This is a genomic window from Sulfitobacter sediminis (assembly GCF_040811725.1).
In the GTDB taxonomy this organism is placed as follows: domain Bacteria; phylum Pseudomonadota; class Alphaproteobacteria; order Rhodobacterales; family Rhodobacteraceae; genus Sulfitobacter; species Sulfitobacter sediminis.
In genome coordinates this window covers 1-11,628 of the sequence record NZ_JBFNXX010000046.1, presented here as the reverse complement: position 1 = coordinate 11,628, position 11,628 = coordinate 1, and the positions used below count along the sequence as shown (strand labels likewise).

Annotated in this window: 12 protein-coding genes and 1 pseudogene; 4 read left to right on the top strand and 9 right to left on the bottom strand. The window is 55.3% G+C overall.

Going from position 1 to position 11,628, the window contains the following annotated elements:
- Positions 1 to 158 precede the first annotated feature (158 nt).
- Positions 159 to 959, bottom strand: a complete 801-nt coding sequence (locus AB2B41_RS22270) for a dimethylsulfonioproprionate lyase family protein (protein WP_367880026.1) — start codon at positions 957 to 959, stop codon at positions 159 to 161.
- 62 nt (positions 960 to 1,021) lie between these two features.
- Here AB2B41_RS22270 and AB2B41_RS22265 point away from each other — a divergent pair, with 62 nt between their 5' ends.
- The gene (locus AB2B41_RS22265; protein WP_367880025.1) at positions 1,022 to 1,948 is read left to right on the top strand and encodes a LysR substrate-binding domain-containing protein; all 927 of its coding nucleotides are present in this window, start codon (positions 1,022 to 1,024) and stop codon (positions 1,946 to 1,948) included.
- 33 nt (positions 1,949 to 1,981) lie between these two features.
- On the opposite strand, the gene AB2B41_RS22260 is transcribed toward AB2B41_RS22265, so the two are convergent.
- Together AB2B41_RS22260 and AB2B41_RS22255 are read right to left on the bottom strand one after the other, a co-directional pair.
- Positions 1,982 to 2,983 carry a sterol desaturase family protein gene (locus AB2B41_RS22260; RefSeq protein ID WP_367880024.1) on the bottom strand — a complete coding sequence of 334 codons (1,002 nt, stop codon included), beginning with the start codon at positions 2,981 to 2,983 and terminating at the stop codon, positions 1,982 to 1,984.
- 10 nt (positions 2,984 to 2,993) lie between these two features.
- Complete coding sequence (locus AB2B41_RS22255; protein ID WP_367880023.1) at positions 2,994 to 4,661, bottom strand: ABC transporter substrate-binding protein; 1,668 nt, start codon at positions 4,659 to 4,661, stop codon at positions 2,994 to 2,996.
- A gap of 384 nt (positions 4,662 to 5,045) precedes the next feature.
- Here AB2B41_RS22255 and AB2B41_RS22250 point away from each other — a divergent pair, with 384 nt between their 5' ends.
- Positions 5,046 to 5,378 carry a GYD domain-containing protein gene (locus AB2B41_RS22250; RefSeq protein WP_143028663.1) on the top strand — a complete coding sequence of 111 codons (333 nt, stop codon included), beginning with the start codon at positions 5,046 to 5,048 and terminating at the stop codon, positions 5,376 to 5,378.
- Between the two features lie 89 nt (positions 5,379 to 5,467).
- Here AB2B41_RS22250 and AB2B41_RS22245 read toward each other — a convergent pair whose 3' ends face one another.
- Together AB2B41_RS22245 and AB2B41_RS22240 are read right to left on the bottom strand one after the other, a co-directional pair.
- A complete protein-coding gene (locus tag AB2B41_RS22245; RefSeq protein ID WP_367880022.1) occupies positions 5,468 to 5,956 on the bottom strand; it encodes a GFA family protein in 489 nt (162 codons plus the stop codon).
- Positions 5,957 to 6,259: 303 nt separating this feature from the next.
- Positions 6,260 to 7,567: a serine hydroxymethyltransferase gene (locus tag AB2B41_RS22240; RefSeq protein WP_367880021.1), complete on the bottom strand. Its 1,308-nt coding sequence runs from the start codon at positions 7,565 to 7,567 to the stop codon at positions 6,260 to 6,262.
- Between the two features lie 95 nt (positions 7,568 to 7,662).
- Between AB2B41_RS22240 and AB2B41_RS22235 the strand changes: the two are divergent.
- Both AB2B41_RS22235 and AB2B41_RS22230 read left to right on the top strand, forming a co-directional pair.
- Positions 7,663 to 7,863, top strand: a pseudogene (locus tag AB2B41_RS22235) (LysR family transcriptional regulator); the annotation flags it as partial.
- A 93-nt stretch (positions 7,864 to 7,956) separates the two neighbouring features.
- Complete coding sequence (locus tag AB2B41_RS22230) at positions 7,957 to 8,529, top strand: LysR substrate-binding domain-containing protein (protein WP_367880027.1); 573 nt, start codon at positions 7,957 to 7,959, stop codon at positions 8,527 to 8,529.
- A 226-nt stretch (positions 8,530 to 8,755) separates the two neighbouring features.
- Here AB2B41_RS22230 and AB2B41_RS22225 read toward each other — a convergent pair whose 3' ends face one another.
- The 4 genes from AB2B41_RS22225 to AB2B41_RS22210 form a co-directional block, all read right to left on the bottom strand.
- The gene (locus AB2B41_RS22225; protein WP_367880020.1) at positions 8,756 to 9,526 is read right to left on the bottom strand and encodes a hypothetical protein; all 771 of its coding nucleotides are present in this window, start codon (positions 9,524 to 9,526) and stop codon (positions 8,756 to 8,758) included.
- Positions 9,526 to 9,948 (bottom strand): hypothetical protein, encoded by a 423-nt coding sequence (locus AB2B41_RS22220; protein WP_367880019.1) that lies wholly within the window; start codon positions 9,946 to 9,948, stop codon positions 9,526 to 9,528. Before AB2B41_RS22220 ends, AB2B41_RS22225 begins: the two co-directional genes overlap by 1 nt.
- 236 nt (positions 9,949 to 10,184) lie before the next feature.
- Positions 10,185 to 10,487: a hypothetical protein gene (locus AB2B41_RS22215; protein WP_367880018.1), complete on the bottom strand. Its 303-nt coding sequence runs from the start codon at positions 10,485 to 10,487 to the stop codon at positions 10,185 to 10,187.
- A 318-nt stretch (positions 10,488 to 10,805) separates the two neighbouring features.
- Complete coding sequence (locus AB2B41_RS22210; RefSeq protein WP_367880017.1) at positions 10,806 to 11,465, bottom strand: hypothetical protein; 660 nt, start codon at positions 11,463 to 11,465, stop codon at positions 10,806 to 10,808.
- Between the last annotated feature and the right edge of the window lie 163 nt (positions 11,466 to 11,628).

Sequence of the window (11,628 nt, the reverse complement as noted above, 5' to 3'; positions counted from 1 at the left end):
GGTATTGGCAAAAGCTGCCATTCACGCCAGAAATTGCGCATCGGCACCTATGAATGACCGCTTCGAACCTGACCGGAAGTTCGGCGAAATCGGGGCTATGACTGCAAGGCGGACGAAGCTGCCATAGACCAAGTCCAAGGTAATGTCCGCTCGCGGTGTCAAAACTCGTTGCGGCACAACCTTTCTTCTATCTCTGTCCAGTCCGGGAACGGAATAACGCGGCAAACAGCATTGATGTTTTCCAACCAAACGAACACCGACAAAAAGGGGCGGTCGTATGCGCGTGTCGCATGGGGTTCACCGGGCGCATTCCATATGATCGATCCGGCCTCGTAGTCCTGCCAGCCCCCGGTCGACAGTCTCCATCCCGAACGCGGGGACAGGTTCACGTAGAGTTCGGGCGCATCATGGGCATGATCGCGGTAAAGGGTGCGCGGCCCCAGCATGAATAGGCCAAGGCAGAAGTCCTGCGCTTCAAACCCGCATGCATTCGGACCGATGAGCAAGCTGTGCAAGTTGCAATTGCGATAGCCGTCGCCAAGATCGGCCTTCGGTGGGTAGAATTGCGCGTTGTCTTCACGCCAGACCAGATCGCGTCGGGCGTCTTTGAGGCAGTTGCTGATGTCGCCCAAGCCCGGAGCTGTGATGCCCTCAATCGCCTCTCTCAGAACCGAAGCGTGGCGCGTGTCGCAGGGCGGTACATCTACGGTCGCTCCCAGTGACAGATCCATGGATTGCATCTTCTCCAACACCTGGTCCACGCCTTTCGCCTGCGCAAGATTGATTTCGAAGAACTGCATGATCGCATGCACGAGCGCATGAATGCGGTTGGATTTTTCTGTGATTGTACAAGACATGGTTGATCCAAAAGGCAGGGTCTTATGGCTGAAATTCTCCAGACAAACTGACCCTCTCGCCCTGCATTTAGTAGTGAAATGAATTGTTTCATCGGCAAACAAATCTTACCGTTATTGCGGGGCTTTCCTTTTGCCTCACGACCTTTGAGTTTAGGAGAGACACCTTGGCCACGCGCATGCCCACCCTGACGTCTCTTCGTGCTTTTGAAGCGGTTGCGCGCTTCAGGAGTTTTCGAAAGGCAGCCGATGAAATGCATGTCACACATGCTGCCGTCAGCCATCAGATCAAAACGCTGGAACAGGCTGTCGGCATTCAGCTGTTTGTCAGAAACAGCCGGTCGGTGGAACTTACACCGGCAGGGGCGCAATACTATCCGTCGATCCGTGAACACATTCAGGGCATCATGGACGCCACGCAGCGCCTGCAAGCGCCGGATGAGGCGAATGTTCTGCGCGTCCAGTCCTACAACAGCTTCAACACGATGTGGCTGCAGCCCCGGCTTGCCGAATTTCTGCAAGACAATCCGACGATCAGGGTCCGCATCATCTCGTCCTTTGAGGACGGGAATTACGACATTCACCGCTTTGATGTGGGTATTTTCAACGCGCCACCCTTTGATCCCAGGTACGACTATCGATTCCTGTTTGAAACCGACATCTTCCCGGTGTGCACACCTGGTTGGGCGGGGGCTGAGCAAGGTCCGGTTGATCTGGCCCTCTTGGAATCGGCTGAGCTTCTGTCGGTCCCAAACACCGGGAATGTGGCGGACTGGGACTGCTGGTTGCGCCACGTCGGCATAAGCCCCGAAAAAATGACCTACGGGCCGGTTTTTGACCACTACCCCTTGGTCCGCGAAGCGGTGCTGAAGGGCAAAGGCATCGGCATCGCGCGCGCGCCCTTCGTGAAACGTGATCTGGCCAGTGGTCGCTTGATCAAGCCCTTCGAGCAGACGGTGCCCGAGCCTCTGCCGTGGTTTGTTGCAACGAAGAAGGCGGGGAAACCTGATCCGAATATTGCCCTTTTCGTGGATTGGCTGATGGCAGAAATGGGATCTGACTTGACCGTCAGAACCACGCAGACCTCTGCATGAGAGGTAGGCGGCCCGCGCGCAGTCATCAAACGCCTACTTCGAGTGCATGTGCCTCTTGGTTTCGCGCACACGCTCCGTCGCCTCCGGGCTGCCATCGTGAAAGCTGCCGAACCAGTTGTCCCACGGCATTTCCGGGCCGCCGTAGTTGCACTCAAAGTACCGGTGATGCAACTGGTGGTGGAACGAGCCGACCTTCAGGTGGGCCTTGTCTCCTAGAACCAGTTTTTCGAATCCGGCGTGCGACGTAGCTGAGGCAAGCGCCAGGGAATATCCGATGAAGAGGAAGTGGGTCGGATGCGCAGGGAGAACCAGAAAGATCAGCAGCAGAGACATGTAGCCGACATGCTCGACCGGATGCATGGAAAAGCCGGACCAAGGGGCCACCGAAACACTGCGGTGATGCACCGCATGCACGCGTTTGTAGATCCATGGGACGTGCAGCACGCGATGCAGCCAATAGAAATGGAAAGACTGTAGAACGGGTAGCAACAGGAACAGTGCCAAGAACCAGATCGGATTGCTGTTGAATGTGATCATCGGTGCCCAACCGTTGGCATAGCCCATCCAAACGATGACGTCATAGAAGGTCCACACGGTCACCCCCGACAGAAGCGCATAAGTGACATTGTCCCAATACTGATCGTTCCACAGGAAAACACGCGCGTTCTTGGCCAGCCCGCGCCGGTCGAACTTGAAATCGTCGCCCTGCTTCTTCCATCCGTAAAGCCACAGGTGCAGCCCTTGTGCAAAGAAGGTCATCAGGATCAAATTGCGCGCCCAAAGCTGCGACACCCATCCCCAGCTTAAGTGCTGCATTTGCTCCAAGGGTGGCACCACCCAAGCCCAGACGGCCCAGGCCATCAGTGCATAGATCAGATATTCGGTGATCGGCAGCCAGTTGGTTACAAACCACCGCAATGTTGCAATTGGCCTTGGCGGCCAGGAAAACAGGGGTGTGACGGCGACAGGCAGATCCGGATGCCAGTTCCATTCCTTGCTTGTGCCAGCCTTCAGCTGTTCATCCCCGGCCGACATGGACGTTGCCTTACCCGTCCAACCAGATCTTATCCATATGGATTTCAAAGGTCGGATGCATGCCCATGCCTTTCACGTAGGGACGGCTGTGATTGTAAAGGGACCGCCAGTAGGGCTGCGTCACCACGCCTTCCTCCACCATGATGGTCTGCAGCTTGGCCATGATCTCGCGTCGTGCGTCCGCATCAGGCGTGGCCAACGCATCGGCAAGCAAGCTGTCGAATTCGGCATTGTTGAGCCCCGTTTCATTCCATGCCTCGCCAGAGCGGTAGGCAAGTGCCAAAATCTGCACCCCAAGCGGGCGCATGTTCCAGTTAGTCGAGCTGAACGGGAACTTTGCCCAATCATTCCAGAAAGATGAGCCGGGAATGACGGTGCGTTTGACCTTGATACCCGCGTCACGCAGCTGAGCCGCCATGGCATCGGTCGTGTTCTTGCGCCAGTCATCGTCGATCGAGATCAGTTCATGCTCAAAGTCTGCCATCCCGGCTTCTGTCAGCAGGGCCATGGCCCCCGCCGGATCATATGGCAGGCGGTCGACCTCGGCGTACTCGGGATGGATCGGGCAGACATGGTGGTTTTGAGCCGTGATACCCAGACCGTTGACCCCCAGTTCTAGCAGGATGTTGTTGTCAACGGCCATGGACAAGGCCCGGCGCACCCGCCCATCGGCGTAAGGATTGTCAGGGTCTGTGTCTGTCGACTGATTTGTCCGCAAAACGATTGTTGCCGCTGTGACAGCCTCGTTCTGATCAAGCCCCAGATCAGTCAGGAGGGCCACAAACTCACCGCTGCTTTCGTAATTCGCATCAATCTCCTCGGATTCGTAGAGCGACGCAATGACCGTGGGGTCGGTGCCGACGTCGATGTATTCGATGCGATCCAGCCAAGCCCCGTTGCCCTCGTTCCACCATGTATGCCCTTCTTTTCGGACCAGCACCGCTTTCACGCCAACTTCGTGGCTCTCAAGGGTGTAGGGGCCGGTGCCCAGAGGAGCCTTGAAGGGGTCCGCACTGCCTGCGCTTGGATGCACGATGGCGGCCGGATAGTCGGCCATGCCAGCGATGAGAGTGATGTCCGGCGCGGGCAGGTTCAAGCGGACGGTCATGTCATCCACGATCTCAATCGCGCCTTCCGCAGCCTTGCCTGTCTCGGGATCGATCAATGTCCCGAAACGCCCGGCCATGGAGTTGCCCTCGACATCCTTGTCGCACCAACCCGCAATGTTGTGCGCAACATGCTCCGCCGTCAGCGCATCGCCGTTGTGCCACGTCACGCCTGGGCGCACGTTCAGAATGTAGGTCTTTGCGTCTTCGCTGATCTCCCAGCTTTCCAGCAGCATAGGTTCAAACGTGAAGTCATGCGTGTACCGCACGAGGTATTCCAACCAGCCCCGACTGATGTTGGCCTGTGGACTGTCGTCATAGGACCGGGGGTCTTTGCCTGCCCGAACCACCATGCCGACCCGAAGCGTGCCTCCGGCTCTTGGGGTCTCGGACGCTAAGGCGGGTGCGTTCATCCCCAGCATGGCATAGGCGGTTGCTGTTGTGGCCCCGAACGTCGTTGCCACAGCCAGAAACTCGCGGCGGTTGACATCGCCTGTACGAGCGCCTTGAGACATAGCGGCGTTTTCGATGCTTGGTGGCAGGGTATCGCTGCCGGATTTGTAGAATTTCATGGTTTCCTCCCGTGATCAGTTGCGATGGTAGGCCTTGAACAGAGCCTGGGAGAACTGAAAGTCGTTGGGAGATCATAAAGAATATTTAACCGATGGAAGTCCCAATTTCAGGGATGGCGACATTCACGCAAAGCCGAGCGGACATTTGTGCTCTGTGCAGCATTTGGAACTTTGGGCTCGTTCCAGCCATTAGCTGCGCACAGCACTAAGTTCTGCTGAGCGGACAATTCGGCCATTCGACGCTATCGCTCGATCTGGGCACTCCGGTTTTCATGGTAACGTGCTTTTCGTCGCCCTTTGTGCTAAGCAGACCAATGGCAAGAGACCTTCCAGCAATGGAAGCCTACGAAAGTCGTGGGCACACAATCCCAAGGAAGGTACGAAATGGCTATTTACATGTTCATGATGAAATATACGCCTACTGCGGTTCAATCGATCGTCGAAGGAGACACTGATCGCCAGGAGGTGGCCCGAACCGTTTGCGAAGCCGCTGGGGGAAAACTTATCGGATTCTATGGTTTGATCGGACAGGAGCACCATGTCGCTCTGATAGCCGACATGCCGAGCGTTTCTGAGTACATTGGAACCGTACTGGTGGCGACGATGGGTGGTGCAATCGAAAGCTTCAAGACGATCCCGATGTACAGTAACGATGAAATGCACAAGGCGAGAGACACCTACAAAAAGGTCAAAGGATCTTACGCGCCGCCAAGCTGAAACAGCTACGGATGCGGTTATCCGATAAATTTTGTCGGATGACCGCCACGCGGACAGAGCAGCCCCGAGAAATCCAAAGGTGCGCTGACTCAACCCTCAACCACGTAGGGTTCTTTCCGCACGTTCGGTTCGATCGGGGTCCCGTCGTTCTCCGCTGCATGTCGTTCGTAGAAAAGAAAGCCTGGCGGCACAATGGTTCCGGGTCGCGCTTCGGACAGAAATATGTGCTTGCTGTTTTCGGGCGTCACCGAAATGGATGTAGGTTTGTCGAGCGTGCCAACATAAATTCCCAGACGGTCCGGCCATCGCTCAAAAGTCAAAGCCAATTTTGTCCCACACTCGGAGCAGAAATGGACATTTATGTCTTTACCGCTTCCATCTGAAGGAAGCGTGTAAACAGACGGGTTTCCATGAGTAAACCTGAAGGGGTCGCGTTCGAATATCGGCTCGATCATCCTATCTGAGCCTGTGGCGCGCTGGCAGAACCGACAGTAACAAATGGTAACCCACAAAGGTTCACCCCCTGTGTTGTACTCCACCTTCCCGCAAAGACAGCGGCCTGTTTGCCCATCGCTCATGTCCAGTGGAATCCTTTGACAGAGTTATCCTTTAAATCCAACGCTACCCGATCGCGACAGTGACATAAACGTTTGTCGACTGGCTCCTTTGGGCTCTTCTGAGACATCTGAGCGTTTCGGTCAGATGTCCGCAAAGCAGCGCTCAGTAGCCATTCTAGACAACAAGACCGCGCGGCGACGTTCGCTTTAGTGCCTGAACGACCGCTCCTGCACGCAGCTGACGTTGGTCTGAGCCACGTCTACGTCTGCGTTGCGGGACGCAGCTGCCGTTTGCCAAGAATGCACAAATGGCCGCTTTCGGTCTCAGTGAACAAAGCAGAGAGTGTCGAAGCCTCGCCTCCAGGACGCCACTTCTTCACCGACACTTTCGCCGTTGAGGCCGCGTTTAATCAGCGCGGCGAGCTGACCTGCGTCGGCCGTCGTCATGCCCCAACGGACCAGTTCTGGCGTGCCAATGCGCAACCCGTTCATATCGCCGTCAACCGCAGCCACCGGCAGTCCGATGCCGCAAGCAAGGAACCCATTCGGGCGCAGCTTTTTCGACGCCGCCTGACCGCCACCAAAGGGTTCGGCCAACACGGCGAACTGGTGGGATTTCGTAAAGCCTTCGGTCCCTGCAAAGACCGGAACGCCCTCTGAGTCCAATGCGGCCGCCAATGCTTGCGACATTGCGATCATCTCGTTTGCATGGGCTTCCCCGAAGTCCCTCCAATCCAGCATGGTCACGGCCAGAGCTGCCGTTTTTGCAGCATCGAAATTTGCAGTCATCCCCGGGAACGCGATGGTATCAAGCGCTTTGGCGATCTCGGAATCGTTGGTAACAATCAATCCCCCGGCCGGCCCGCCAAGGCTTTTGTAGGTGCTCATCGTCATGAAATGCGCGCCTTCCTTCAGCGGGTTCGACCACGCCCGCCCGGCTATGATCCCGCATTGGTGGGCCGCGTCGAACATGACCTTGGCGCCGACTTCGTCCGCGATGGCACGAATGTCGGCCACGGGGTGCTCAAAGAGGTTCAGACTGCCGCCGATGGTGATCAGCTTGGGGCGTTCGACTAGGGCCAATGAGCGCAGCTGATCCAGATCGACCGTGTAGCCATCCGCGTTCACGGGAGCCTCGACCGTGCGCAGGCCGTAAAGCCCCGCACAACCCGCGATATGGTGCGTCACATGCCCGCCGATCGACGCGGGCGGTGCAATAATCGTGTCACCCGGTTTGCACGTCGCCATGAAGCCGTAGAGATTCGCAATCGCGCCAGAGGGCACGCGGACCTCTGCAAAACTGGCATCGAACACCTCGGCGGAAAGCTGGGCGGCGATTACCTCGATCTCTTCGATCGCTTCTAGTCCCATTTCGTACTTGTCGCCGGGATAGCCCAAGGACGGACGCGATCCGATACCTGACGATAAGAGCGCCTCTGCCTTGGGGTTCATAACATTGGTCGCCGGGTTGAGGTTGAAGCATTCTTCCTCGTGGATCACACGGTTCCGTTCGGCGAGTGTCTGAACCCGGGCCAGAAGATCGGCCGAGGTCTTGGATGCAGCCTTGTTGGCAATGTCCTGGACCAGTGTTTCGCTCGTTCCGGGAACCCAGTTTCGCTGTGCAAGTGTCATGCGCCATCCTCCTATTTGCACCAATCTGGCGCCTGAGGCGTGACTGCGCAAAGCAGATTTGATATTTCTGGGCGTAGAAAAACTAAGGCTAGGAAATGAGCGTCGCCCCCAAACGTCCGAAGGGCCCACCCCTGAATGCCATGCGGGCCTTTGAAGCCGCTGCGCGGCGGGTAAGTTTTGTCGCTGCTGCGGACGAACTTTGCGTCACACCCGGCGCGATCTCTCAGCATATCAAGACTCTGGAAGACTGGGCGGGTACTCCACTCTTTCGCCGCAACGCCCAAGGGGTGGAGTTGACGAAGGCCGGAGCCTCGCTGGTCTCGAGGTTCACATCTGCCTTCGACGCGTTGGCGGATGCAACGCGCGCCTTGCGCAACCTTGGTCCGGACGTGGATTTTCACATCGCTGCGCTTCCGTCTGTCGCGCAGCTTTGGCTGCCCAAAAGACTGAGCAAGGTCAGAGCATACTTTCCCGAAATCAACTTCTCGGTCACGGCCATGGAAACCCCGCCGAGCCTGTCGAGAGAACTGTTCGATCTGGCGATCTTCTTCGATGTGCTGGATGGGTCCCCCGATCAGGTCCCGATTTGTGCTGATGAGATTGTACCGGTGTGCGCACCCGCGCTTCTGGAACGGGTCGCAGACTTCGAGACAGCGACGCTTCTGCACGACCAGACATGGGCAGATGACTGGGCCGTTTGGTCAAAGGCAACAGCCACATCCACAAGCGATCCGATACGCGGTCCGAAGTTTTCCCTCTACAGCCTTGCTGTGGAAGAGGCCAAGGCCGGTGCCGGCGTCTTGATCGGGCATCTGTGCCTGATCGAAGAAGCGCTCGCGAACGGTTCGCTTAAACGTGCCAGCGAGCGCACCTGCCATACGGGGCGTCATTTGTGTGCTCGGCTGCCCGAAGATGCGAGGCGAAGACCCGAAACCGATCAAGTCGTTTCGCTGCTCAACTAGAAGTTTCAAAACCAGCCATTCGAGAGTGGCGCAGCATCTCGTAGGTATGGGCTCTCCTGAGACATCTGAATGTTTCGGTCTGATGACTGCTTGAAGGCGAATAGCTGTCACTCAGCGCTGTCTGCATTCGGAGCAACGTCTGCTTTGCGACCTCGATGACTGGTTTCGGGAGTAGCGGCCCTTGGTCCGGCACTGTCTTATGGCTGAGTTGCGGACAAACCAGTCGTTAGGCAAGTCCAACGTTTTTCTTGATTATCGCCTCAAACCGCGGATCCTCGATCCCCTCGAGAACCATAATGGAATTGACCAAGTCCATTTTGGAGATCCACTTGGACTTTAGGTGCGTGAAGTACTTCTTGCTGAGATAGGCGAACTTCGTTTCCGCCGTGCAAAAGGTGCCGCCAAAAACGCGACCAAGCTCATTTTCGATTATCTGACCTAAAACAGCCAAGTTTCGGCACATGTCCACGACAACAGGCAACCTTTGGCCATCATAATAGACGACCAATACGTTTCGTCCCGCTTCTTTGATGTATTCTTCTCGAAGTTCGATCTCCCATCTGCTGCAGAAGATCGCTTTGGTTTGGTTAATAGCGCTGTCTGTTTCAAGGGTGATCAAATGACCAGGGGGCAGCAGGACAACCTTAAAGTCTCCTCCGACAAAATGGCGAAGAAAATTGAGCCAATAGCCCGACGCGAGCGCGGATATCACTGCTTTTCGTTGCTGGCAGACGATCAAAATGTAGGGGATGGAGACGCCGATCAGTGTGAGAGAGACCGATCTCAGAAAATCGGCAATGTCTTCGTCCAGTTGTAAGTGTTTGCGGATCAGCGAGACCATGTCCTGCACCCAAGGGGCGGCTATACCATCCAAGAGGTCGACAAGAAATGCCGCCGTTGTGATGCCAAACCCAAGCAAGGCGAAGACCAAAATTACCGCCCAAACTAAACGTTGCAGCTTGGCCCATTCTGACAATCTGCACAGTGTCTCAAACATCAAAGAACCTTAAGAACGATATCAAAACTTCTGCTCCCCGATCGATCAAGGCGACAGTCATCAACGATGAGTAGCATATGCTCGAGAACGCTGCTGAATTTTGTCTGTGCGGCCTCAAAGGCTTGACGATCATCCGCGTCATTGCTGGAAGTCGAAATGTTACTCGCGCGGATACACCGGCCGGCAAACTTAATCCCAATCTTGTCGGCAGCATGTTGAAAAGCTTGGGCTGCCAACGGGATCTCATCATTGGACACTAGAAAATCACTTACTCTTAACTCTGAGGCGTCAGTCGGTTTTTCTATGCGGATAAACAGTCTAGGATGTCCTGCCGCAGAAAACTGGAAAGAGAACTCATCATCGCGCAGTAAGATGTCACTTTCCGGCTCAATGGGACGCCAATTGAAGTTGTTCACCGTCATGATCCTTCAGCAGAATGGTTAGCTAGTCGATGCCACAACTCATACATTTTGAAGGGCGGCATGTCCGTATTTTCGCAACTCATCTCACTCCGAAGTAACCGCAGTATTGCTGGACTATGCGTCTCGAACTAAAGAAAAAAGGTAATGATTGCTTGCTCCGATCGTTTGAAGGATGCGTGAGACAGTCGGCTGTTTGGAGCGGGTTTGCCTTGATCGGAGAAGCGCGTTGATGCGCGCTAGATCCAGTTGCCAAATTTCACGTTTATGCCGCCGGATCGGGCAATGTCGCGCAATCTTTCTAAAGTCAGCGCGCCATCGCTGTTAAAAGCCTCTTTCAAAACCAGGATAAAGAGCTGAGGAATTGAGGCCTCATCGATGTCAAGCCAGTACTCGTAATCGATATCTCCAAAGATTTTTTCGACGCTGGGACCAAGGTCCTGGCCATGAACCAACAAGCCTCCGTCCGCCTTTAGGTCAGCACGGATTGAGGTCACTTCCGTACCATCTCTGGTCGACGTTTCGCTTCTGAAAATCTCCAAAATACCCTCCCTCAAGACACACTTGACACCCAACTAAATCCAATTCTGAGGCGGAAACACATCGACGAAGTGGCGCGCGATCTTTCAATCATTATATGCAAATGCCGTGTACCGTGATGGCAGTGAGAAGCTGAGGCGGTTCTCCAGAGTGGCCTTTAGAAAAGCCGTCGGCAGCACCCGTAAAAAAAGATCTAGCGCGGATCTTCACCCTCAACGCATCCGTAGGCCTCTACACCATCGCGGAGTGGAGGATACAAGAAGCAAGTTTCAGCTCAATACCCTGGTCTTCTCCATGTTTTGCACACCAAAATGTATTCGCTACTCTACAATCATGCTTGCGATCGCATACCCCACCGCGTGCATATCCGTGAGATTGACGATCTCGACATCCATGTCTGCATCGCGACCCGTAGGGGCAAGCACTGTCAATTTTCCAATGCAGGCATTGTCAGACGTCGGCTCGAAGTTGACAGGTCCATAGGTATTCCATCTGCACATAAGGGAGGGGTCGATGGGCTGACCAGCGCCTTGAACCACCGCCTCAAACGTTTGTCCTACTGACACAGGATTCCGCACTCCCTTAATCACGATCCGCAATTCAGAAAACTGATTGTTATATGGGAACATTGTTTCAACTGTCCCCAATTCATCCCCCTCAGGACCAAGCACGCGGATAACGGCAGGCACTTGTTCGGAGGGGATGGCATAGCCATTGGCATCAAGAATTGGCCGGTAATGCTGCGTGATCTCCAAAGCCGCACAAGTCTCGGACGCCTGCTGCACATGCAGCGCAAACGGCTCCGGTAGTTCAAGAATACATCTTGCGCCTTGAGGGAGCGGGTTTTCACTTTTGATGGCCACCGTGAAGGAACCGCCCAGCTGGACGGATCCGCGCAATATGCGAACGTCAAGGTCACTTGCCAAAACGCTGGACGCGAATAAGCCCACCGATGCCGCTAGGAGAACTCTCTTCTTCATTCCTTCCTCCGCTTGTCACGTGTGTACCGCGCATAGGACCACGAAAATGGAAGAAGTCTCAAGAAAAACGACTTCGATGAACATCCGCTAATGGGATGAACCGGCTGCTTTCCCCGGTGGGTTACCCTGAGAGGGTTTACCCGAAGCAGAAGGAGAAGCAGTC